Source organism: Streptomyces sp. CG4, assembly GCF_041080655.1.
In the GTDB taxonomy this organism is placed as follows: Bacteria; Actinomycetota; Actinomycetes; order Streptomycetales; family Streptomycetaceae; genus Streptomyces.
The window spans coordinates 7,842,253-7,864,796 of the sequence record NZ_CP163525.1 but is presented as its reverse complement, the minus strand read 5'-3'; the positions used below and the strand labels follow the sequence as shown (position 1 = coordinate 7,864,796).

Below are 22,544 nucleotides of genomic sequence, written 5' to 3'. Positions count from 1 at the left end.
CATCCCACTACCCGCCTGCGGGCAGATCGGTGCGCGGGGCGGTGCCCAGATGCACGCCGACCCGCTTGACCAGGAGCGTCATCTCGTAGGCGACCTGTCCGACGTCGGAGTCGGCGTCGGAGAGGACCGCGAGACAGCTGCCGTCCCCCGCGGCGGTGACGAACAGGAAGGCGTCGTCCAACTCGACCACCGTCTGCCGGACACCGCCCGCGTCGAAGTGGCGGCCGACGCCCTTGGCGAGACTGTGGAAGCCGGATGCCACGGCGGCCAGATGCTCGCTGTCCTCCCTGGTCAGGTCCTTGGACACACCCGTTGGCAGGCCGTCGCCGGACAGCACGACGGCCTTGCGGATGCTGGCGACCCGGTCGACCAGGTCGTCGAGGAGCCAGTTCAGCTCCCCCTTGTTCGTCGCCGTGTGGTCGGTCGTCTTCGGTGCGGTCATCGACCGTCCCCCTTAGTCGTTCCTTGTGCGGTGCCGTTCTGGACGCCCTCGCCCGCGGCGTTCTCCCTGCGGCCGCGCTGCCAGCCGCGCTGGAGCGAAGCCATCCTGCTGCGGACCTCGTCGGCGTCGCGGTCGGCGGGCTGCGCCGCGCGTTCGGCCGACCGCGCGGTGTCCTGCTTGAGCTGGGGGGCCAGGCTGGCCTGCCGTACCCGGCGGGGCAGCGGGCCGGCGGCCGCCTCGACCTCGCCGGTGGCCTGGGCCTCCCGGCCGGAGGGCAGGGCCGCCTCGCCGGTGAGCTGGAGCGCCTGGCCGGTGGGCCGGGCCGCCTCGCTGGTGGGGGGCGCCTGGCCGGTGGGTGAGACCGCATGGCCGGTGGGCCGGATTGCCCGGCCGCCGGGCCGGGCCGCCTCGCCGGTGGGCCGAAGCGCCTGGCCTCCCGGCCGGGCCGCCTCGCCAGTGAGGGGAGCCTGGCCAGTGGGCAAAGCCGCCTCGCCGGTGGGCCGGAACGCCTCGCCAGTGGGGGCCGCCTGGCTGGTGGGCAAGGCCGCATGGCCCCCGGGCCGGGCTCCTTCGCCGGTCGGCTCGGCCGTGCCGTCGCCGGAACCGGCCCGCTCAGCGCCCGGCTCAGCCGCGCCGCCCCGCAGGCAGGGCTCTTCACCGACGGGCGGGGGCGCACTGCCACCGGAACCGGACGGCTCGCCACTCGGCTCAGCCGTACCGTCGCCGGAACCGGCCCGCTCGCCGGAGGTGAACTCGGCGCTGGCGTCGCCTGCGTGTCGCGGGGTGCCCGGGTCCGCGGCGGCGGGTGGCGCGGGTCGGGTACGCCGGGGCAGCGCGGGGACGTCGGACATGGCGTCGGTGCCCGCGGCGGGAGCCGCTCCGCGGTCGTCGGCCCGTTCGGTGGGTTCGGCGGGGCGGCGGGCGGCCGTGCTGCGCCGGCGTGCGGGCAGCGGGGTCAGTCCGCCGGTGTCGGGGCGGCGAGTGGCGGCGGAGGGCTCCTGGTCGGCTTCGTCGCGGCGGGAGCGCTGGTCGGTGACGGGCTTGCCGTGCGAGCTGACCAGCTTGGGGGTCTGCCGACGCGGCAGCGGTATGGGCCCGCGGTCGCCGTCCTCTTCGCGTGACCTGCGACGGTCGCCTTCGTCGCCGCGCGACCGGCGGCTGTCACCGTCGCCTTGGTGAGTCCAGCGGTCGCCGTCCTCCCCGCCCGGCTCGCGGTCGCCGGCGTCTGCGAGCGCCCCGCGGACCCTGGCCTCTTCGTCCTCTTCGTCCTCTTCGCGCGACCGGCGGTCGGCGAATGCGGAGGGCTCCGTGTCGTCGGCGCGAGCGAGGGAGCGGCGGGGCCGGAACAGTCCGCCGCGCTCGCTGTCCTCGCCGGCGAGGACGCCGGGGAAGTCGTCGATGGCGTCGAGATCCACCGGCACCTCCAGTTCGACCGGGCCGTCCAGCAGGGAGGTCGGCAGGCCGGGCAGCTGCACGGGCCCCGTGGAGCGGCCGGCGGCACGGCCGGCCGGCCCGATTCCCTTGCCACGGCGGTCGCGGTCGAGGCGGAAGCCGAGGCCGTTGGTCTCCGGTACGTCGTCGCTCAGCAGTGCGTCGGGGATGAAGACGACGGCGGTGGTGCCGCCGTAGGGCGACGGCTGGAGGGAGACGCGGACGTTCTGGCGCTGGGCGAGCCGGCTGACCACGAACAGGCCGAGCCGGTCGGTGTCGGAGAGTTCGAACTCGGGGGTCTCGGCAAGGCGCAGGTTGGCGTCCAGGAGTGCCTCGGCCGCCATGCCGAGGCCCCGGTCGTGGATCTCCAGCGTGAAGCCGTTGGCTACCCGCTCGCCGAGCACCTGGACGGCGGTGTGCGGGGGCGAGAACACCGTGGCGTTCTCCAGGAGTTCGGCCACGAGGTGGGTCAGGTCGGCGACGGCCGGTCCGGTGACGGCGACCCGGGGCAGCCGCCGGACCTCGATGCGTTCGTAGTCCTCGACCTCGGCGACGGAGGCACGCACGATGTCCATCAGCTGCACCGGGCGGCGCCACTGCCGGGAGGGCGCGGCACCGGAGAGAATCACCAGGCCCTCGGCGTGCCGGCGCATACGGGTGGTGAGGTGGTCCAGGCGGAACAGGTCGGCGAGTTCGTCGGTGTCCTCGGTGCGACGTTCCATGGTGTCGAGGAGCGTGAGCTGCTTGTGCAGCAGCACCTGGCTGCGGCGGGCGAGGTTGACGAAGACATCGGAGACACCGGACCGCAGTTCGGACTGCTTGACGGCGGCCTCGACGGCGGCGCGCTGGAGGGTGTTGAGGGCGTGGCCGACCTCGCCTATCTCATTCTTGTCGTACTCCAGGCGCGGCACCTCGGTCTCGACGTCGACCTGTTCACCGGCGGACAGGCGGCGCATCACGCTGGGCAGCCGGATGCCGGAGGCCTCGTGCGCGTCCAGGCGCAGCTGACGCAGGTCGCGGACGAGGCTGCGGCCGATTCGGACCGACACGACGATGGAGAACACGAGCGCGAGCAGACCGAGGAGGCCCGCGACGGCCGCCTGCAGGATGACGCCCATGGCCACGGGGTGCGTACGGTCCTGGAAGCGGTCGCCCACCTGGTCGTCGAGGGTGCCGAGTTCGTCCAGGACGCCCGCGGCCTGGGAGTCCCAGCTCGTCGCGGTGACACCGCGCGGAGTGCCGGAGTCCGTGTCGATGACGGTCTGTTCGGCCGTGCGCAGCGGGGCGGTGGAGGCGTTCTTCCAGAACCGTTCGTAGCGGTCGCGCTCGGTGGAGGGCAGCAGCGGCAGGCTGACCTCGTACAGGACGGTGCGCTGGGCGACCAGGTCGGAGATGTCGCGGGTCTCGACGCGGGTGAGCGTGCCGACGACGAGGGAGGAGCCGAGCAGCGCGTCCTCGCGGGAGAGCAGCTCGCGGGCGCGGCTGATGTCGACCAGGGCGCGGGACTGCGCGTCCAGTTTGACGTCGTCGATGCCTTCGAGGGCGGCAAGCAGGGTGAAGCAGGGGTCGACGAGACGGTTGTACAGGTCGAAGGCCTGAGCACGGGTGACCGTGCCCTGCTCGACGCTGCGGCGCAGCGAGTCGAGGCCGTCGAGGGCGTCCAGGACCGCGGCGAGGCGTCCGCTGTCGCTCGCGTCCATGGCGTCGAGGACGCCGTGGCTGCCGGCGTTCTTCCGGATCTTGGCGATCGCCCGGTCGGTGGCGGTGCGGGTGCGCTGCAGCGCGGTGAGGGCGTCGGCGGCTCGCGGGTCGGCGAGGTAGACGAGGGTCTGGCGGCGCTCCTGCTGCAGCCCCCGGACGATGTCCTCGGCGGGGTAGCCGACGTCCTGCTTGACGTCCGACACGTGGAAGAGCCGGGCGACTTCGCGCCCTGTGAGTACCGTTGCGAAGCCCCAGATGGCGGTCAGGGACACCAGCGGCACGAGAAGCAGCGCCACGATCTTCCGGCGGATCGACTTCCCGCGAAAGCGCATGGCCTCCCCCAGCTCGACCCCCGTCGGCCGGGGGTGCACATGTCCGTCAACAAACGGCGCGAGCCTACTACCGCCGCACACTTAACTCGAAGACGTGTCCGGAGGGTGAACTTCCGCTCCGGCGGCGAGTCATGGCGAGTTGTCCGGGCATTGCGGGAGATTGCCACCGCGATCCGGTACGCGCGCCCGGTGGGACCGCGAGGTCACTGCGCGGTGGTTGGCTGGATTTTTTCGCATCGAGGGAATCTTCCTGCGATTTCGTTCGTCCTTCTCTACGGGAAATGGGGGCGGAATCGGCCACAGGAGCCGCATCCCGCACCCCGGCGGCGTAAATCAGCGCAAGCCGGGCAGCCACTGGGGAGTCGAAATCCTGTGGCACAGGAGCGAGCGGTCAGCTGGCGGTGGGGAGTGACACGGTGATGGGCACGGTGGGGCGGCGCGAAGCGCCCGAAGAGAGCGGTGCGGGGCGCTCGGCGGCGCGGCAGGGCCTGCGGGCGCCGGATCGCGACATTCCGGTACGGAGGCGCGCCGAGCAGTCCGCAGGTGAACGGCAGCAGAACTACCGGCCACTGTGGATCGAGGAGCCGGCCAAGCGGCACCCGATGCCGGATCCGGTGCGTACGGCGGCGGTGCGGGCGCTCCTGATCATCGCGGTGACGCTGATCCAGGCGATGGTGGCGTTCCTGTGCACCATGGCCGACTCCTGGCTGGCGTTCCCCATGGTGATCAGCAGTGTGGCAAGCACGGTGGTGGCCACCTGGGCCGTGGTCGACGTATGGGTGACCCGCCAGGTGTGGAACCAGCGGTACGGCGTGGTCTCCGAGCCGAGCAGCACGGCTCGGGCACTGCGCCGCGAGCGACGCGCCCGCCGCCGCGAGGAGCGGGCCGCCCTGCGCGAGCAGGAGCGGATACGGCGGCGAGGCGGGACCGGGCAGCTGTCCCACCTCTGAGCCTCGGCTGTCCCACGTCCGAGCCGGGGTGGGCGGAGCCGGCATGACCGAGCGGGGTCACGCCGGGCCCGACCCGCCGGCGCTCACCGGGTCCGCCTCCGCCAATCACTGGGCCGCCGCCACCGGTCCCGGGTCACCCGTCGCCGGGACTGTTACCGGTCATCGGCCCGCCGTCACAGCACGGCCGGTACGGCCTGTTCCCGTTCGGGCCGCTGAAGTTCGCGCCGGGCCCGCATGAAGGCGCGGGGTCGGTCGACTCCGAGTACGGCGACGGTACGGCCGCCTCGCTCGTAGTGGGCGAGGAATCCGGACTCGCCGGGGCCGTCGTCGGTGATCTCGCCCTCGGCGAGACGGACGGTGTCGCCGGCGCGGTGCCGGCCCGCGAACTGGATGCGGGAGCCGTACTGGTCGGACCAGAAGTACGGGACGGTGCGGACCCGTTGGAGGGTGCGGCCGGCGAGCAGGTCGGTCACGGCGACGCGGGGTTGCTCGGTGGCGGAGGTCCCGTGCTCGGCCCTGCTGCCGCCGACGCGGGCGACATCGCCGACCGCGACCACCGGGGGCAGGGCCGTCGCACAGCCGTCGTCGCACAGCACGCCGTCGTGCAGCTGAAGGGCGGCGACCCGTGCGGCGCGGCTTGCTGCAGGCGTGCGCACAGGCCGGGATACCCACGGTCCCGTTCAACACCGGGAAGACGGTGGTACGCGGGGCCAAATGGTTCCAGATCAACTCCGACGAGAACAACATGCGCCAGTCGTCGTCGGTCGCCTATCTGCACCCCGTGATGGGCAAAGGTCCGAATCTGGACGTCCGGACGGGGTGCGTGCCAAGAAGCTGGTGCTGAAGGGCCGCCGGTGCGTGGGCGCCGAGTACCTGGACTCCGACCTGGTGCACACCCGCACGGTACGTGCCCGGCGCGAGGTGATCGTCTCGTGTGGCTCGGTCGACTCCCCCAAGCTGCTGATGCTGTCCGGCGTCGTCCCGGCCGGGCAGCTGCGCGAGGTCGGCGTGGACGTCGTCGTCGACTCCCCCGGCGTCGGCGAGAACCTCCAGGACCACGCCGAGGGCGTCATCGTGTGGGAGGCGCGGCAGCGGTCGGTGCCGTTCGACATGAACACCGCCCGCTGGGGCTACCCCACCTAGGAGAACGCGTTCTGTCTGACGCCCAATGTGACGAAGGCGAAGTCGCGCGGCACGGTACGGCTGCGGACCCGCGACTTCTGGGACAAACCGAAGGTGGATCCGCGGTACTTCACGCACGAACACGACGTACGTGTGATGACGTACGGGCTGAAGCCGGCGCGCCGCATCGCGGCACAGCCGGCGCTCGGCGGCTGGGCGGGCGCGGAGCTGGCTCCGGGTCCGGACGTCCGGACGGACGACGAGCTGCTGGATGGGTCGAGGGGCTGCGGGTGGCCGACGGGTCGGTGATGCCGGACCTGATCGCCGTCAATCCGTGCATCACGACGATGATGATCGGCGGGAAGTGCGCGGACCTCTTGAAAGCGGACGTGTGAGCGTCACGCCGGCTTCTTGAACATCCTCGTCGCCGTGATCTCGCTGTGCACCGCCTCTCCGGCCTGGGGCTGCTGCGGCAGCCCGGGACGGAGGTGTTCCTCCACGCTGATGTACTTCAGGCCCGCCCTGAGGTCGGCGTCGTTGCGCAGCCGGATGACCAGCGGGAACTCGGCGAGCGCGGTCGTGTCGAACAGGCCGGTGGTGTACAGCAGCTGCACACCGAGCGCGTCCGACACGGCCCGCTGCAGCTCCAGCAGGTACGTGGCGTTGGCGCGGCCGATGGGGTTGTCCAGGAACAGCGTGCCGGCGTGCCGGTGCTTGTCCCGGCCTCGGTCGTTCGAACGCAGGGCGGCCATGGTGCAGTAGAGCGCGATGGCGGCGGTGAGCAGCTGGCCGCCGGAGAACACGTCGCCCATCTGACCGACCGGGACGCGTTCGGCGCGCAGTACGGCGTCCGGCTTGAGGATCTCGACCGCGACCCCCTTGGGCTGGAGGGCGGCCGCGACGCCCCGCAGCAGCAGGGACATGCCGTCGCGGCGCAGGTCGGAGTTCTTCTTCACGGCCGCGCGGGTGGCCTCGTCGATGACCTCGCCGAGCCGCTCGGTGAGGGTGGCCTGGTCGGGCTCTTCGAAGCGGATGCGCAGGAACTCCTGCCCCGACCACTCGCCGAGGCCTTCGGGGAGCCGGGAGAGGCGCTGGGCGGAGCGCAGGGTGGCGAGGGCGGACTCGACCAGGCCGCGCAGGCGGTCCACGATCGAGTCGCGGTTGCGCTCCAGCTGCGCCAGCTCGTCGGTCAGGACGCGCAGTCGGGGCGCGAAGGCGTCGGCCCACTTCTGCGCGTGCTCCGGCAGCGCGGCCGCGGGCAGTTCGCGGATCTGCTGCCGGGCGGGGGTGCGGACCTGTTCGTAGCGGGTGGAGTTGGCGTGCCGGACCAGCACGTCGCTCGCCTCGCGCACGGCCGCCTCGGCGGCGGACAGGTCGGCGGCGCAGCCGCGCAGCGAGCGGCGGGCCTCGGCCGCGGAGTGCCGGGCCTCCTCCAGGCTGCCCGGGTACGGCTCCTGCTCCTCCTGCTCCTCCTCGGGGGTGTGCTCGCGCAGCAGGTCGCGGAGCATCGCGGCGATCTCGTCGAAGCCGCCGGCCGCGTCCTCGGCGGCCCGGTGGGCGTCCAGCAACTCGGCATGTGCGTCGCGGGCCTCGGTCAACGCCTCGGTGCGGGCGGCGAGTTCGCCGGTCGCGGTGCGCAGCAACGCCTGGGCGTGCTCGGCGTCGCGCGGGAGCAGTTCCTCGGGCAGCTCGGTGTGCGCCTCGCCGTCCTCGGGGGCGTGCCGTTCGGCCTCGCCACGCAGCCGGCCGAGCTGCTCGCTCGCGCTGGACATGCGGGTCTCCAAGAGCTGCACCAGCTCCTCCGCACGGGCGGCGGCGGCCTGCCGGGAGGGGCCGTCCGAGCCGTCGGGCGACTGAAGCAGCTGCTCGGCGCGGGTACGGACCTTGTTGCTGAGCCGGTCCAGCTCGGCGCGGGCGGCGCTCTCGTCGCTCTCCGCGCGGGCCTGCTCGGCGCGCAGGTCGGCGCCGACACCGACCTTCTCGTACACCTGGGAGGCGGCCCGGTAGGCCTCGCGAAGGGCGGGCAGGGACGCCTTGGGGGTGTCCGTGTCCTCAACCGGTACGTCGTCCGGGGCACCGGCGATCTCGGAGCGCTCGGCACGCAGGGCGCGGGCGGTGCGGCGGGCGTCGTCGGCGGCGCGCTGGGCGGCGCGGCGGTCCTCGTCGGCGGCGCGGGCGCGCTCCAGGCAGGACTGCGCGCGCGCCTCGGACTCCGTTGCCTCGTCGGCGAGTTCACGCAGCCGGACCTGCCAGCCGGCGCGTTCGCGCAGCCGGTGGGCGAGTCCGGCAAGGACGTCGGCGGCGCGGCGGGCCTTCTGCGCGGCCTCCTGCCGCTCGTCGCGGACCTGTGCGGCCTCGGCGGCGGCCTCGTCGGACTCTGCGCGTACGGTGCGCGCCTCGGCCAGCTCGGCCTCGGCCTCCTCGGCGAAGGTCCGGGCCTCCTCGGCGGCCCCGGCCAGCTCGGTGAGGCGGCCGGCGGGGCAGCCGCTGCGCCAGGAGGCGAGCCGGGCGGCCAGTTCACGGTCCTTGCCGAGCCGGGCGGCCAGGGCGCGGATCTCCTCGTCGCGCTCGGTGGCCCGCGCGCGCAGCGCCTGCCGTTCCTCGTCGGCGGCGTGCTCGTCGTGCATGGCCGGGTTCGGCGGCACGAGGAAGACGTCACCGGGTGCCGCGCTGTCGGCGGGCGGCGGGGCGAGCAGGGCGGCGGCCGTGCCGACGGCGACGGCGGAGCGGGGCAGCAGGGCGGCGTCGCCGAGCGTCTCGCGGGCACGCGCGTGTGTGTCCGGGTCGGTGATGATCACGCCGTCGACCAGTTCCGGGCGGGCGGCGAGCACGCGTGCGTGGTCGGCGGGGTCGACGGCCTGGGCGAGATAGCGCCAGCCCGGCAGCGCCGGGATGCCGTGCTCGCCGAGCAACTCCACCGTGGCGAGGACGTCCGGGCCGGGCGGCAGCAGTCCGCCGTCACCGAGCGCGCCGAGGATCCGTGAGTCGTCGGCGGCGGCGGTGCGCAGGTCGAACAGGTGCCGTTCGGCGGTCGACACGGCGTCGTCCAGCAGCTCGCGCAACTCGTCGGCGAACCGGTCGAGTTCCTCGCAGGTGAGCGGGGTCTCGGCGGGGACGGCGGGGTCCGTCGCGGATCCCGCGCGTGTGTCGTCGTCCAGGTCCGCCCTCGGGGCGGGCACCCGCACCCGGCTCGGCGCACCCGGCAGGCTGAGCAGCTCCGCGAGCCGCTCCTCCGCGGCCAGGGACTCGGCGAGGCGCCGCTCGGCCTCGTGGGCGCGCTCGGCCGCCGCCGCGGCGTCCGCCGCGCGGGCCGCGGTCAGTTCCGCCCGGGACTCGGCGGAAGCCGCCTCGCGCGCGTGCTCGGTGACCTTGCGGGCGGCTTCACGGGCCGCGTCCCAGGCGGCGACGGCGGTCTTCTCGGCATCGCTGGCGGCCAGCGCGGCACGCGCCGGGTCGGCGTCCGGGGCGCTGTCGTCGAGCCAGCCCGCGCGGACCGCCTCGGCGGTCTCCTGCTCGACCTCGGCGAGGCGCTGGCGCAGATGCCCGGTCTCGCTGCGGGCGCGCTGCGCCTCGGTGGCGGCGGCGGTGGAGTCACGGTAGGCGCAGTCGCTGACCTCCTGGAGGGCGGCGGAGCGCTCCTCCTCCTCGTTGGCGAGCGCCTCGGCGCTCTCGGCGGCCGCGTGCAGGGCCCGTACGAGGTCCACGGCGGCCTTGGCGCGCGCGGCGAGCGCGGGCGCGGCGTCCCGCTCGGCCTCCTGGATGGCGGCGGACACGCGGGCGACACGATCCGCGGCGGCGCGGTGCCGCAGCACGGCCTCGGCGGCCTGCCAGGCGGAGTGCAGGGTGCGCGCGTCGGCCAGCTCGCGCTTCTGCGCGGCGGCGGACTTCTCGGCGGCGGCGAGGGCCAACGACGCATGCCGGTAGGCGAGTTCGGCGGCGATCAGGGCGCTGCGCTCGCGGGCGCCCTCGGAGTGGGTGACCGCGTAGGCGGCGGCCGTGACCCGCTGGGCGAGGTCCGCGGCCCGCACCCGCTCCCGCACCGCCCGCGCGGACAGCCGCCGGGCGAGCGTGCGGGTACGGCGCTCGGCCCCGGCCTGGACGTCACGCGCGCGTGAGCGAGCCTCGGCGGCCTCGACGATCCGCCCGAGCAGGTCGACCGAGCCGGCGGTGAAGTCCCGTTCGGCGATGAGCTCGGCGCGCCGGCCCAGCTTGTTGCCGAAGCCGCTGACGAGGTCGGCGAGCCCGTCGGTGTCCCGGGTGTCGGTGACGGCGCGCAGCAGCAGGTCGGTGAAGTCGGAGTCCTTCTTCACCGCGAAGAGACCGGCCGCCTCGCCCTCGTCGGCGTTCATCTCCCGCTGGTAGCGGAAGAGTTCGGGGTCCAGGCCGAGGTCGCCGAGGTGCTCGATCCAGCGGTCGTGGATGTCCTCCCAGTGCACCTCCAGATGCGGATAGGCCTTGCCCGCCTCCATCAGGGCGTCACGGAAGCCCTTCATGGTGCGGCGCCGGCCCTGGGCGCCCGAGGTGCCCTCGACGGGCGGCCGTACCGCGGTGGCCTCGGCGACCGGCAGGTTGTCCAGGCTCAGACCGGGCCCGGGCCGGAACGAGTACCAGGCCTCGGCGAACTTCCGCGGATCGTTGGACACCTGCCGCCCGCGCCACTCGCTCACCTTGCCGACGACGACGCACTCGCCGGTCTGCACATGCTGCCACTCCAGCGCCACATGGCCGCAGTCGTCGGCCAGCAGGAACTTGCGCAGCACACCGGAGCTGGCGCCGCCCAGGGTGTTGCGGTGGCCCGGCAGCATCACCGAGAAGATCAGCTTGAGCAGCACGGACTTGCCGCCGCCGTTCTCCAGGAAGAGCACGCCGGCGGGCGCGGGCCGGCGCGGCGGGCCGGCCGGCTCCTCCTCGAAGAACTCCGCCTGCATGGGCGCCGGGTCGGGCACGGGCGCGCCGACACCCCGCAGGTCAAGCACGGTGTCGGCATAGCGCGCACCGGCGGGACCGATGGAGTAGAGGCGGACCCGGGACAGCTCGTACATGGCGGACTCTCGTAAGTCTGGTGAAAAGTGCGGTGGTTCTGGTGCTTCGGGAGCCTGTCGGCCCTCAGGAGTGGAACGGCAGCCCGGCGTCGGCCACGAGCTCCAGGTCCTCGGTGTCGTCGGCGGGCAGCAGGCTGGCCGTGCCGTCGGTCACCGGTACGACGCCCAGCTCCAGCAGTTCGGCCAGGGCGGCGCTGCCGGCCATGTCACGGACCTGGAGCTGGTAGCGGGCCGTGGTGCGGTACGTGCCGCCGCTGTCGTCGCCGGTGCGCTGCAGAAAGCCCGAGTCGGTGAGGAAGGCCAGGGCCTTGGCGACGATGCCGGTGGTGGAGGCGGCCGGGCGGCGGGCGTCCTTGGTGGCGCCGGTGGCGCTGCGTCTGGCCCAGATCCGCCAGGCGGCCTCAAGGCCGGGCGCGTCGGTCGCCGGGTCGGTGTTCTCGCCCAGTTCCTCGGCCCGCTCCTCCAGGCGCCGGCAGGCCTGCCGTACGAACGCGTCGACGCCGTTGACGGTGACGCGGCCGATGTAGGTGTCGTCGGCCAGGTCCTCCGGGCGCGGGAACGCCAGTGCGGCGGCGGCGAGATGGGCGAGGCCGTGCAGGAAGCGGTCGCCGGAGTCGGCGGCGGTGCGACGCGCGTAGTCTCCCATGCGGACGGCGAACACCGAGTCCTCGGCGGCCGTCACGGCCATCCCCGCGCGCGGGGACACCTCCAGTACGACGAGCCCCAGACCGGCGGCGACGGCGTCGGCGAGCCGCGCGAACGCCGGGTCCTCCCGGTAGCGGCGCAGCAGCTCCGTGTACTCCTGGTCCCGCGCGGGCTGCAGCTTGGGCTGCAGCCCGAAGGCGACGAGCCGCGCCGCGTCGGCGGCGTCGGCGGGGGTGACGGCGGAACCGGCCGGCGCGGCGGCGGGCTCGGGCTCACTCCGGTCGACGTGCTCGGTCACGGCTTCGGCTCCTTGTCGCGTTCTTGCTTGCTCATGCTGCTTCCGTCCGGTCCGCCGCCATCCCCGCGGCGTCCAGCAGCGCGGTCCCCACGATGAGATCGGCCCCGCCGAACTCGGGGTCGTCCAGCTCGGTCCCGTCGTCCACGGCGAACAGCAGCTTCTCCTCGCCCTGGCGGTAGGCGGTGCCGACGGCCGGGCTGGCGGCGTGGACCGCCAGCAGGGCCACCAGATAGGCCAGATCGGGATCCCCGGTCCGCCGGGCCTCGGCCAGCAGGCCCGACAGCCTGCGCGGCGCGTCGGCCGGAAGGTCCAGCAGCTCCGTCGCGGAGGCCAGTTGCTCCTCGCTGAACCGGCTGTCGTCCGGCGTGGCGATCAGATCCGGCTCCGGCATCTCCGCGCCCAGGTGCTCCCGCTCCACCGGCGGCGTCAGCAGGATCTCCACGAGGTCGCCGACCCGCACCGACACCGGGGTACGCAGACCCGTGCCGTTCGCGAAGAAGGCGTCCGTGGCCCGGATCGCCTGCTCCAGGGGCAACGGCAGGACGGGGGCGAGGAGATGGCCGTACAGGTCCGTCCCGGAGGTGGTCGCCGGTGCGGCGAAGGCCTGCCGGTCCTGCTCGGCACGGAACAGCGGGCCCGCCTCCAGCAGCCGGGACTGCAGCTGGGTGTGCCGCCGGATGCAGTCCTTGACGATGTCGACCAGCTCGGCGGCGCGCCGCTTGTGCTCGGGCTCCTCGGTCTCGTCGCGGGCCTTGCGGATGTTGGTCAGGATCGCGTTCTCGTGGCGGTAGCGGTCGGCCACGTGGTCCAGGGCCTCGGCGATCATGTCGGGCACGGCGCTCAGCCAGTCGACCGCGCGGACGTTGCGCCGGGTGGCGTCCAGGGCGCGGCGCAGGGTTTCCGAGTACTGCACCGTGCGGTAGCGGGCCTGCTCGGCGGCGAGCTGGGCGTCGGCGAGCCGACCGCGGCTGATCAGCACCTCCAGCTTGACCTCGGCGGCGATCTGGGCGCTGGTGACGTCGGTGTCGAGGGCGCCGACCAGGACGTTGACCGCCTCGTCCGTCGTGCGCAGATAGACCGTGCCGCCGGGGCCGGGGACCTCTTCGATCAGCTTGAAGTCGTAGTCCCTGCGGACGTACGTGCCGTCCGGGGCGAAGGTGCCGTAGACGGCGCGGAAGCCGCGGTCCACGCTGCCGACGTTGATCAGGTTCTCCAGGACCCAGCGGGCCACGCGCTCGTGCTCGGCGGCCGGGCGGTGCGGGGCCTGGGCGGCGATGCGTGGGACGAGCCGGGCCACGATCTGCTCGTGGTCGGCGCCGGTGTCGAAGTCCATGTTGAGCGTGACCAGGTCGATGGCGGCGAGGGCGACCTCGGCCATGCCGTACACCGAGTACTCACCGGCCAGGTTGGCCTTGCGCGCGTCGAGGTCGTGCAGCGGCGCGGTGCAGGCGAGCGCGCGCAGCCGCCGCGCCAGCCCCTCGTCGGCGGCCGGGCCCGGAGCCGGGCGCGGCCCCGCGCTGAGCTGGGGCGGAACGCTGTCCGTCGATGCAGGCGAAGTCACGGTGCACAGACTAGGTCCTCGGTCTGACATCGACCCAAACGGGCGGCTCCGCCGGAAGTGCCGGGACACCCGCGTCGTTCCTCGGCTGCGGGCCGTCCGTGGCCGCTCGGCCGGTCGCTCCCCCGTCGCGGCGGAGCCGCGGATCGAGCGGAGCCGCGGATCGATACGGCCCCGCGCCCCTACGGCGTGCTCTCCTCGCCGACTCGTCTCCGGTACACCTCCACGACCCGCTCCAGGGAATCGGTGAGGTAGGTCTTCAGCAGCCGCTCGGCCGCGCTCTTGTCGCCGGCCTGCAGCGCCCGCAGGATCTCGCGGTTGCGGGCGAGGTAGGGCTCGTGCAGCCGGCGCGGGTCGTCGACGACGTGGAAGGCGAGCCGCAGCTCGGCGAAGACGCTGCGCATCAGTTCGTCGGTGCGCTCGCTGCCGGCGAGGGCGACCAGTTCCCGATGGAAGTGGATGTTGGCGGTGCCCAGCGTCTTCCAGTCGTTCCCGGCGGTCGCCGCCTCTCCCTCGACGACCGCCGCGGCCACTCCCTCCAGCCGGTAGGGCGGCTCGCCGAGGCCGCGGACGACGGCGCACTCGACCAGGGCGCGCGTGCGGTAGATGTCCTCGACGTCCTCGACGGTCAGGACCCGCACGAACACACCGCGGTTGAGTTCGTGGACCAGCAGGCGTTCGTGCGTGAGCAGCCGGAACGCCTCGCGCAGGGTGTTGCGGGACACCCCGAGCGCCCCGCCGATGCCGTCCTCCGACAGCCGGGTGCCGGGCGGGAAGTAGCCGTCGGCGATACGGGTCCGGAGGATGTCCGACACCCGCTCCGCCGTGCTCGTACGCCCCAGGAGCGCACGGTCGTCGGCCAGTGCCGTCAGCTGCTCTGCCATGCCCGGAATTCAATCGCACACACCGGAACGAGACAACGTGGGTATTGACGGATTGTTGAACGATCTGGCGGGCTCGGGCCCGGCAGCAGTGAGCTCCCTGCGGAGCCCGGCCCGCCGCGCGGCCCAGGATCCGACTGGCCGGTCACCCGGTGTGCCCGGCGACCGACCCACCGGCCACCAGCCACCGGCCTCCAGCCCCGGCCCCAGCCTCGGCCCCGGTCGCCGATTGCTACCCGGTGATCGCGGTAGTCCGCGCCGCCTGTGCGCCGACGGCCGGGCGAGCCGGGTCCGGCACCGTCACCTCGCGAGCCGCAGCCCGCACCGTGGCCTCGCGACCCGTCTCCAGCACCGTGACGTCGCGGCCCGTACCCGTAGGCGTGGACGGGCCGGTCGTACTCGGCATCACGGGCGCGCGGGTGGGACCAGGGATCACCGCCGGGTGCGTGCTCGTGCCGGCAGGGCGCCGCTGAGCCTCGGCGTCCTTGCCGGTGCCCTCCGTCAGGGCGGACAGGGCCGCGGACACCGCGGCCGAGGCACTGAGGTCGAGGCGGGCGCTGGTGCCCCGGGCCCGGTGGTGCAGTTCGTCGGCCGCCAGCCGGAGCAACTGCGGCAGCAGATCGTGGCAGCGCCGGACCACCCAGCCGGTGCCGGCCGTGGCGAGCCACAGCAGGCTCGCCGCTTTGGTCGGCGCGGGGAACTCCGGTTCGGGCGACGGCGGCCGCCCCGTCGCGCGGCCCGCCTCGGTGAGCAGGGCGTGGAAGCGGACGGCGAGCTGCCGGTGCCCGCGCTCGCCCGGGTGCAGCCGGTCCGCGCTCCACAGGGCCCGGTCGGTGATCCAGGTGCCGTCCGCGGCGTGCAGGTGGACGGCCCCGTAGCGCTCGGACAGCGCGTGCACGATCGTGTTGACGGCCCGTTGCCGGCGGGCCAGCGGGCGGGCCAGGGCGCCCGGCAGACCCAGCATCGCGCCGGGGTCGGGCAGGCAGGCGGTGAGCACGGTGGCGCCCGCGCGCGTGAAGGTCGCGTAGACCTCGTCGAGGTGGGCGGCGACCGCCTGGATGTCGAAGGTGCGGCGCAGGGTGTCGTTGACGCCGATCACCACCGACACCACGTCGGGACGGAGTTCGAGGGCGGCCGGCGTCTGCCGCTCCATGACGTCACGGGTCTGTGCTCCGCTGACCGCGAGGTTGGTGAACTGCACGCCGTCGGTGGTTTCGGCGAGGGCGGGCGCGAGCAGCGCGGCCCAGCCCCGCCAGCCGTCCCCGGCGGGGTCGCCCACGCCCTGGGTCAGCGAGTCCCCGAGGGCGACGAAGCGGACGGGTCTCGTGCCACGCCCTGCGACACGGTGCGTCATGCCACGCCCTCCGACACGGTGCGCCGGGCGCCGGCGGGTCGGAGCACCTCGGCGTCGTGGGCCGCCAGGAAGGCCTCCACGGCCGTACCCCAGCCGAAGCACTCGGCACGCGCGCGTGCCGCCTCGCGCCGCTCGGGTTCACCGCGGTCGAGGAGCATTTCCACGGCGTCGGCGAACGCCTCGCCCCGGTCGGCGGCGGTGGCCCCGGCGGAGCCGATGACCTCGGGCAGCGCGGACGACGCGCTCGCCACGACGGGCGTGCCGCACGCCATGGCCTCCAGGGCGGCGAGCCCGAAGGTCTCGGCGGGCCCGGGCGCGAGGGCGACGTCGGCGGTGGCCTGGAGGGCGCCGAGCGCGGCCCGGTCGGCGACGTGCCCGAGGAACGTCACCGGCAGCCCGAGCTCCCGCGCACGCTGCTCGAGGCGGACCTTGAGCGGTCCGTCCCCGGCCACCACGAGCACCGCCCGCCGCCCGCGGCGCAGCAGCGCCTCCAGGGCGTCCAGGGCCGTGCCGGGCCGCTTCTCCACGGACAGTCGCGAGCACATGACGAGCAACGCCTCGCCGCCACGCGCGTGGAGCGTGCGCAGCCCCGGGTCGCGCAGCGCGGGGTGCCGTTCCATCAGGTCGACGCCGAGGGGGGCGCGTACGACGTTGCGCGCGCCGATGCGCACGAACTCGCGCTCGGCGAACTCGGTCGTGCACACCACCCGCGAGTAGACGTGCGCGGTACGGGTGTTGAGGGCGTCGGCGGCCTTGCGGGAGAGGTTCTCGGACAGACCCCAGGTGCGCAGCACGCCGTCGGCGGTCTCGTGGGAGACCATCACGGCGGGCACGCGCGCGCGGCGGGCCCAGCGGCCGGTCCAGCGCAGGGTCGTACGGTCGGACACCTCCAGGCGGTCCGGGGCCAGCTCCTCCAGGAGGGCGGCCACCCGCCGCTTGTCGGTGAGGACGCGGTAGCCGCCGGTGCCGGGCAGCAGCGGGCCGGGCAGGGTGATGACCCGGCCCTGCTCGGTGTCGCGGTCGGTGTGGCGTTCGCCGGGCACTATAAGCACCGCTTCGTGGCCCGCGGTCTGGAAGCCCTTGCCCAGCTCGCGCAGGGCGGTGCGCAGACCGCCGGAGGCCGGGGCGACGAAGTTGGCGAGCCGGACGATGCGCACGGACTGGCCGGTCATGCCGCCACCACCGTCCTGCGGGCCGCGAGGACATCGTCGTAGTGGCCGATCAGCTGGTCACAGACGGCGGCCCAGGTACGGCCCTCGACCATGGCGCGCGCGGCGGTGCCGAACGCGCTCCGTCGCGCCGGGTCGGCGGCCAGTTCGCGGACGGCCTCCGTCACGGCGGTGACGTCGCGCGGCGGGACGAGCAGTCCGGTACGGCCGTGGGCGACCAGGTCGAGCGGGCCGCCGGCGGCGGGGGCGACGACCGGGACGCCGCTGGCCATGGCCTCCTGGACGGTCTGACAGAACGTTTCGAAGGGGCCGGTGTGCGCGAACACGTCCAGCGAGGCGAAGATCCGGGCGAGGTCGCCGCCGGTGCGGCGGCCGAGGAAGACGGCGCCGGGCAGGGCCTCGGTGAGGTGGTCGTGGCTGGGCCCGTCGCCGACGATCACGACCTTGACGCCGGGCAGGCCGCAGGCGCCGGCGAGGAGTTCGACGTGCTTCTCGGGGGCGAGCCGGCCGACGTAGCCGACGAGGACCTCGCCGTCGGGGGCGAGTTCGCGGCGCAGGGCCTCATCGCGGAGGTCTGGCCGGAAACGTACGGTGTCCACGCCGCGCGGCCACAGCCGGACCCGGGGCACGCCGTGCGCCTCCAGGTCGCCGAGGGCGGCGCTGGAGGGGGCCAGGGTGCGGTCGGCGGCGGCGTGCACGGAGCGGATCCGCCGCCAGGCGGCCGCCTCGCCGGCGCCCATGTAGGTGCGGGCGTATCCGGCCAGGTCGGTCTGGTAGACGGCGACGGCGGGGATGCCGAGCTTGGCGGCGGCGGCCATGCCGCGGACGCCGAGGACGAAGGGGCTGGCGAGATGGACCAGGTCGGCGCGGTGCTCGACGAGCGCCGCGGCGAGGCGCCGGCTGGGGAGGGCGACGCGGACCTGGGGGTAGCCGGGGAGCGGGAGGGAGGGGATCCGGACGACCGGGCACGGGGCGTCCGTGTCCGGTCCGCTGCCCGGAGCGGGGGCGGGGGCGACGACGAGCGGATGGTGACCGCGATCTACGAGGTGCCGGGCGGTCTGGAGCGCGCAGTGGGCCACGCCGTTCACATCGGGGGGAAAGGATTCGGTCACGATGACGACACGCATAGGGGTGTTGTCGCCGTGCAGGACGTGGCCGCGTCGACTTCGATCTTTCCGCTCGGGGAACGTCCCATGAGCGTTGGGCGGCACACCCGAGCAGGTCAGACGCCGGTCATGACCGGCTGACCTGCGGGACACCCGGTGTTCACCCGGCGGGCGGTCGTCCGCCCGCCGGGTGCGTGCGTGAGGTCAGCCCAGGGCGGCGTCCGGTCCGAAGCGGCTGCGGACCGCCGTCTGCACCTCCGCCTCCTCGGCCGGATCGGCGGCCAGTCGGCGCAGGCGCTCCACGACCCGGGTGTCGCCGGTCTCGGCGTGCCGGGCGGCGAGTTCGCGGGTGGTCTCCTCGCAGTCCCACAGGCATTCGACGGCGAAGCCGGTGGCGAAGGAGGGGTCGGTGGCGGCCAGGGCGCGGGCGGCCCGGCCGCGGAGATGGGAGGAGGCCGTCTCGCGGTAGATGTGCCGCAGGACGGGGGCGGCGCAGGCGATGCCGAGGCGTCCGGTGCCGTCGACCAGGGTCCACAGCGTGGGCGCGTCGGGGCCTTCACCCCGTACGGCCTCGCGGAGGGCGCCGAGGACGAGGTCGCGGTCCTGGACGCCGCCGCGGCAGGCGAGCATGCGTCCGGCGGCGGCCCCGAGCGCATCGGGGCGCTGGGCCCAGCGACGCGCGCGGTCCACGGTGGCGATACTGCGCATCCGTTCGAAGGCGTCGACGGCGGCCTCCACGACGACGGTCGTGCCGTCGGCCACGGCGGCCTCGATCAGGTCGAGCGCCTCGGGGTCGTTGCTGTCGGCGAGGTAGCGCAGCGCAGTGCAACGCGCCCCGTCCATGCCGTTGCGGGCGGCCTGGAGGATCTCCGGCCGGTCCTCGGGGCCGGCCACGGCGACCAGGCAGCGGGCAGCCGGCACATGGAGGGCGGCGCCGCGCTCCATGCCCTGCTGGGCCCACTCGAAGACGGCGCGCACGCTCCATCCGGGCCGAGGGCCGGTGGGCCGCATCTGGCGCTGCCAGCGGTCGAAACAGCCGGTCTCCTGGGCGGTACGCACGCGCGTGGCGATCGATTCGCGCGCATCCTCCGCCCACAGGCGCCAGGGCCGCGGCTCGAAGGCGTCGCGCACGACGGTGGCCAGCTCGGCCTCGCCCTCGGGGTCGGTGGCGAAGCGGGCCAGGACGGGTGCGGCGAGGGCGCGCAGGCCCGCGTCGTCGTCCCTGAGGGCCAGCTCGTCCAGGGCCCAGGCCCAGTTGGAGCCGTGGGCGGCATACCTGCGCAGCAGTTCGAGCGCGTCCCGCCTGCCGTAGGAGGCGAGGTGTCCGAGCACGGCGAGGGCGAGGCCGGTACGGCACTCGTCGGTGTCGAGGATGTCCTCGGGGCCGAAGAGATGGGCCTCGATGGCGTCCAGTTCGCCGTCCAGGTCGAGGTAGAGACGGGCGTAGTAGAGGGAGCGGTTCTCCACCTGCCAGTCCTGGCGGGGGTCGCGCAACACGCACTGGTTCAGTGCCGCGAGCGCTTCCGCGCGTGGCGCGGTGAGCGCGTGCAGCGTGCCGTCGCCACGGCCCCGCTGCAACAGGCCGAGCAGCGTACCGCTCGGCGCTATGAACGGATCGAACATGGGAAACAGCCTCACATCAAGCGTCGACGCAACCGGGGAACACGCACTACCTGGCCGCGTGACACAACGTCGGAGCGCCCGCCGTCTCTTGCTTGCTGTAGACCATCTCTCTGCCTCTCGTCTGTGGCCCATGCGGACCGCATCACGGCCCGCGCGGTGCGGCAACACCTGCCCAGCCATCGCGTCCGTGAATCACGTCGTCATGATGACCCGCGGTGTGTGCTGCCGCGACCGTATTTCCGGCGGCCCTTTACCGCCTCCCCCGTTTTCTGTGTCGTACCTGGTCAGGACATGCGCGTCAGTGCGCGCCGAACAGCTCCAGGAGTTCCGCCTTGCCGAACATCCGGGCGGTGTCGACCGCCGACGGCGTTCCCGCCGCGGGGTCGGCTCCACCCTCCAGGAGCGCCTTGATCACTTCGGTCTCGCCCTTGAAGACCGCGCCCGCGAGCGGGGTCTGGCCTCGGTCGTTGATCTGGTCCGCCGCCGCGCCCCGCGCGAGCAGCGCGCGCACCGCCTCGGCGTGGCCGTGGTAGGCGGCGAGCATCACCAGGGAGTCGCCGCGGTCGTTGGTGAGGTTGGCCGGAACGCCGGCGTCGACGTACGCCACCAGCGCCTCGGTCTGCCCCTGCCGGGCCAGATCGAAGATTTTGGTCGCCAGCTCCACGACCTCGGGGTCGGGGGCTTCACTCATCGGGCGGACCGCCTCTCCTGGAAACTTCGGACTCGGGGAGCGTACGGCACCGAGCGGAACACGGCCGTACGAGTGAATCGCCAGCGTACTGGCTCGCGCGGCACATGACCGGTTGTGCCCGAGGTAAAGATCAGCCTCGGCTGCCATCTGAGGCAAGAGCCCGGTTCGACCGGGCCGGAACCGCTGGGCCGACCGGGCGGAATGGACCGAATTTCACCCAGTTGCACCTTTAATAGTATGGATACATCCTGTGATCCTGGAAGAACTCATGGTGACTGTCCCCCACCTTCGACACCAGGAGGCCCGAAATGATCCTCTCCGTCTCAGGCGTCATGCTTCTCGGCGTTGTCGTCTTTCTCTTCTTCCGCAAGGACGGCCTCAAGGGCTCGCACGCATGCACGTCGGCCCTGTTCGGCTTCTACCTGGCCAGCACGGGCATCGCCCCCAGCATCAAGGCCGGCGGCGAGAGTCTGGCGAGCCTCCTCGGCGGCATCAAGTTCTGACCCCGCCCGCCCCGCACGCACGCACCACCAGGAGACAGCAGTGGCCCGGCGTCCTCTCCCCCGCATTCTGAGCAAGGACAGCGCGCAGATCGCCCGGATGCAGATCGCCCGGAGCCGGGAACTGGCCCGGACCGCGGCCGACAGCGCCACCGACGTCCTCCACCCGCTGATCACCGTCACGCGCGGGCTGCGGCTGCTGGCCGCGGCCGGGCGGCGCAGATGGGCGGACACCCCCAAGGACAAGCACGGGCCGCTGCTGTTCCTGGTGGCATCGGTGATCGTGGTCGTGGCGCTGCTGCCGTACGGGCCGTTGCTCGCCGTCATCACCGTGATGGCGGCGGCGGCCTGGCAGGGCCGCGACCGCACCCCGCCGGCCCCCGAAGGACCCGACGAGTCCCAGGCCGAACGGCTCCAGACCCTCTACGAGGCCCTGGTGCCGTACTTCTCCAGCCCCGAGGACCCGGCGCCGCTGTACGCGCACGGCGGGGAGTGGGAGAAGGCCTTCCCCGCCCACGAGTTCGACGACGCCGGGCGCGTCGATCATCTCGTGATCCGCTACCCCGCCTACTTCCCGGACGGCGAGCACGAGGCCCGCGCGCGGATCGAGCAATTGCTCACCGCGAAGTCCGGGCGGGGCCGCGAATACCGCTTCGCGTGGGACGAGGAGGGCAACCAGCTCAGCGTCGTCGTCCTTCCCCCGCTGCCCGCCGACATCCCGGCCCAGCACTTCGTCACCGCGCCCGGCGAGACCGTCCTCGGCTTCACCGACCCGAGCGAGATCCAGCGCACGCTTCCCCTCTCCTACGGAGAGGAACAGATCGACGTGCCGCCGGTCGTCTGGCGCACCGGCGTCCGCTCCACCGAACCGCATCTGCTGGCCATGGGCCACCCCGGCACCGGCACCTCGACCCTGCTGCGCTCCATCGCCCTGCAGGCCCTCCGGTACGGCGATGTGCTGATCGTCGACGGCGGCGGCACCGGCGAGTACGCCTGCCTGACCGGCCGCGCCGGTGTGCTGACCGTGGAGTGCGCGCTGCCCGGGGCGCTGGCGAGCCTGGAGTGGGCGGCACAGGAGACCGAGCGGCGGCTCATCGCCATCAACCTGGCCCGGCAGGCGGGCGATCCGCCACCGGCCGACGCCCGGCGCGCGCTGTGGATCCTGGTGGACCGCCCGTCCGTCTTCACCCACCTCGCTACCGCGGACGGCCGCAAGGACCCGCAGGAGCTGCTCCAGGTGCCGCTGCGGCACGGCCGCGCGGCGAACGTGACGGTCGTCGTGGCCGAGCAGTTCGACGGTGCGCAGGCGCTCGGCGATGCGGTACGGCAGCACACACGCGCGCGTGTCGTGCTCGGGCCCGCGGCGCCCCGGCAGGTGGAGGCGGTGCTGGGGGCTCCACCGCACACGACGCCGCCGGGGCAGGTGCCGCCGGGGCGGGGGTATGCGCGGCTGGGGTCCGGGCCGGTGCACCGGCTTCAGGTGCCGCGGACGCCGGATCCCTACGACGACGCGACGAGCGACGCTGACCGGCAGGCGGTGCTGGAGTTGCTGCCGGCTCGGACGACGCCCGTGGAGTCGGGGGCGTCTGAGGAGCCGGAACGGGCGGACCTGACGAAGCGGACGGTGCCCGCGGAAGCCGTGGTCGCCGAGCCTTCGTGAGGCGCCGTGCACTGGTACGGACCGGGGGCGGGTCCCTTA

The 22,544-nt window shown here is 73.9% G+C and carries 13 protein-coding genes and 3 pseudogenes; 4 read left to right on the top strand and 12 right to left on the bottom strand.

Going from position 1 to position 22,544, the window contains the following annotated elements; all coding sequences use genetic code 11:
* Window positions 1-7: 7 nt before the first annotated feature.
* Both AB5L52_RS35970 and AB5L52_RS35965 read right to left on the bottom strand, forming a co-directional pair.
* Window positions 8-442 carry a roadblock/LC7 domain-containing protein gene (locus AB5L52_RS35970; protein WP_351028233.1) on the bottom strand — a complete coding sequence of 145 codons (435 nt, stop codon included), beginning with the start codon at window positions 440-442 and terminating at the stop codon, window positions 8-10.
* Entirely contained in the window at window positions 439-3,906 is a 3,468-nt protein-coding gene (locus tag AB5L52_RS35965) for a nitrate- and nitrite sensing domain-containing protein (protein WP_369367693.1), read from the bottom strand. Before AB5L52_RS35965 ends, AB5L52_RS35970 begins: the two co-directional genes overlap by 4 nt.
* Window positions 3,907-4,325: 419 nt before the next feature.
* On the opposite strand from AB5L52_RS35965, the gene AB5L52_RS35960 reads away from it, so the two are divergent.
* Window positions 4,326-4,856, top strand: coding sequence for a hypothetical protein (locus tag AB5L52_RS35960; RefSeq protein ID WP_351028238.1), 531 nt, complete (start codon window positions 4,326-4,328; stop codon window positions 4,854-4,856).
* A gap of 173 nt (window positions 4,857-5,029) precedes the next feature.
* Here the strand turns inward: AB5L52_RS35960 and AB5L52_RS35955 are convergent.
* A pseudogene (locus AB5L52_RS35955) lies at window positions 5,030-5,476 on the bottom strand (oxidoreductase C-terminal domain-containing protein); the annotation flags it as partial.
* 17 nt (window positions 5,477-5,493) lie between these two features.
* On the opposite strand from AB5L52_RS35955, the pseudogene AB5L52_RS35950 reads away from it, so the two are divergent.
* Window positions 5,494-6,373 (top strand): annotated as a pseudogene (locus AB5L52_RS35950) (GMC family oxidoreductase); the annotation flags it as partial.
* Window positions 6,374-6,376: 3 nt separating this feature from the next.
* On the opposite strand, the gene AB5L52_RS35945 reads toward AB5L52_RS35950, so the two are convergent.
* From AB5L52_RS35945 to AB5L52_RS35905, 9 genes and pseudogenes are all read right to left on the bottom strand, one after another.
* Window positions 6,377-11,020 carry a hypothetical protein gene (locus AB5L52_RS35945; protein ID WP_369367692.1) on the bottom strand — a complete coding sequence of 1,548 codons (4,644 nt, stop codon included), beginning with the start codon at window positions 11,018-11,020 and terminating at the stop codon, window positions 6,377-6,379.
* Window positions 11,021-11,084: 64 nt separating this feature from the next.
* Complete coding sequence (locus tag AB5L52_RS35940) at window positions 11,085-11,963, bottom strand: hypothetical protein (RefSeq protein ID WP_351028242.1); 879 nt, start codon at window positions 11,961-11,963, stop codon at window positions 11,085-11,087.
* A 31-nt stretch (window positions 11,964-11,994) separates the two neighbouring features.
* Window positions 11,995-13,524 (bottom strand): hypothetical protein, encoded by a 1,530-nt coding sequence (locus tag AB5L52_RS35935; RefSeq protein WP_351028244.1) that lies wholly within the window; start codon window positions 13,522-13,524, stop codon window positions 11,995-11,997.
* Between the two features lie 179 nt (window positions 13,525-13,703).
* The gene (locus AB5L52_RS35930; protein WP_351566851.1) at window positions 13,704-14,405 is read right to left on the bottom strand and encodes a GntR family transcriptional regulator; all 702 of its coding nucleotides are present in this window, start codon (window positions 14,403-14,405) and stop codon (window positions 13,704-13,706) included.
* A 496-nt stretch (window positions 14,406-14,901) separates the two neighbouring features.
* Window positions 14,902-15,756 (bottom strand): annotated as a pseudogene (locus AB5L52_RS35925) (SGNH/GDSL hydrolase family protein); the annotation flags it as partial.
* Complete coding sequence (locus tag AB5L52_RS35920) at window positions 15,753-16,928, bottom strand: glycosyltransferase (protein ID WP_369367691.1); 1,176 nt, start codon at window positions 16,926-16,928, stop codon at window positions 15,753-15,755. The pseudogene AB5L52_RS35925 and the gene AB5L52_RS35920, both read right to left, overlap by 4 nt.
* Window positions 16,925-18,052, bottom strand: coding sequence for a glycosyltransferase family 4 protein (locus AB5L52_RS35915; protein ID WP_369367690.1), 1,128 nt, complete (start codon window positions 18,050-18,052; stop codon window positions 16,925-16,927). Before AB5L52_RS35915 ends, AB5L52_RS35920 begins: the two co-directional genes overlap by 4 nt.
* A 183-nt stretch (window positions 18,053-18,235) precedes the next feature.
* On the bottom strand, window positions 18,236-19,654 hold the full coding sequence (locus tag AB5L52_RS35910; RefSeq protein ID WP_369367689.1) for a HEAT repeat domain-containing protein: 1,419 nt from the start codon (window positions 19,652-19,654) through the stop codon (window positions 18,236-18,238).
* Between the two features lie 298 nt (window positions 19,655-19,952).
* A complete protein-coding gene (locus tag AB5L52_RS35905; RefSeq protein ID WP_351028256.1) occupies window positions 19,953-20,345 on the bottom strand; it encodes an ankyrin repeat domain-containing protein in 393 nt (130 codons plus the stop codon).
* A 308-nt stretch (window positions 20,346-20,653) separates the two neighbouring features.
* On the opposite strand from AB5L52_RS35905, the gene AB5L52_RS35900 reads away from it, so the two are divergent.
* Window positions 20,654-20,848: a hypothetical protein gene (locus AB5L52_RS35900; RefSeq protein WP_067046482.1), complete on the top strand. Its 195-nt coding sequence runs from the start codon at window positions 20,654-20,656 to the stop codon at window positions 20,846-20,848.
* Window positions 20,849-20,888: 40 nt separating this feature from the next.
* Window positions 20,889-22,505 (top strand): hypothetical protein, encoded by a 1,617-nt coding sequence (locus AB5L52_RS35895; protein WP_369367688.1) that lies wholly within the window; start codon window positions 20,889-20,891, stop codon window positions 22,503-22,505.
* Window positions 22,506-22,544: the final 39 nt, after the last annotated feature.

Excerpts from the sequence above, each read along its gene's own strand:
- AB5L52_RS35970 (WP_351028233.1), bottom strand. The coding sequence starts at position 442 with ATGACCGCACCGAAGACGACCGACCACACGGCGACGAACAAGGGGGAG.
- AB5L52_RS35965 (WP_369367693.1), bottom strand. The coding sequence starts at position 3,906 with ATGCGCTTTCGCGGGAAGTCGATCCGCCGGAAGATCGTGGCGCTGCTT.
- AB5L52_RS35960 (WP_351028238.1), top strand. The coding sequence starts at position 4,326 with ATGGGCACGGTGGGGCGGCGCGAAGCGCCCGAAGAGAGCGGTGCGGGG.
- AB5L52_RS35945 (WP_369367692.1), bottom strand. The coding sequence starts at position 11,020 with ATGTACGAGCTGTCCCGGGTCCGCCTCTACTCCATCGGTCCCGCCGGT.
- AB5L52_RS35930 (WP_351566851.1), bottom strand. The coding sequence starts at position 14,405 with ATGGCAGAGCAGCTGACGGCACTGGCCGACGACCGTGCGCTCCTGGGG.
- AB5L52_RS35920 (WP_369367691.1), bottom strand. The coding sequence starts at position 16,928 with ATGACCGGCCAGTCCGTGCGCATCGTCCGGCTCGCCAACTTCGTCGCC.
- AB5L52_RS35915 (WP_369367690.1), bottom strand. The coding sequence starts at position 18,052 with ATGCGTGTCGTCATCGTGACCGAATCCTTTCCCCCCGATGTGAACGGC.
- AB5L52_RS35910 (WP_369367689.1), bottom strand. The coding sequence starts at position 19,654 with ATGTTCGATCCGTTCATAGCGCCGAGCGGTACGCTGCTCGGCCTGTTG.
- AB5L52_RS35905 (WP_351028256.1), bottom strand. The coding sequence starts at position 20,345 with ATGAGTGAAGCCCCCGACCCCGAGGTCGTGGAGCTGGCGACCAAAATC.
- AB5L52_RS35900 (WP_067046482.1), top strand. The coding sequence starts at position 20,654 with ATGATCCTCTCCGTCTCAGGCGTCATGCTTCTCGGCGTTGTCGTCTTT.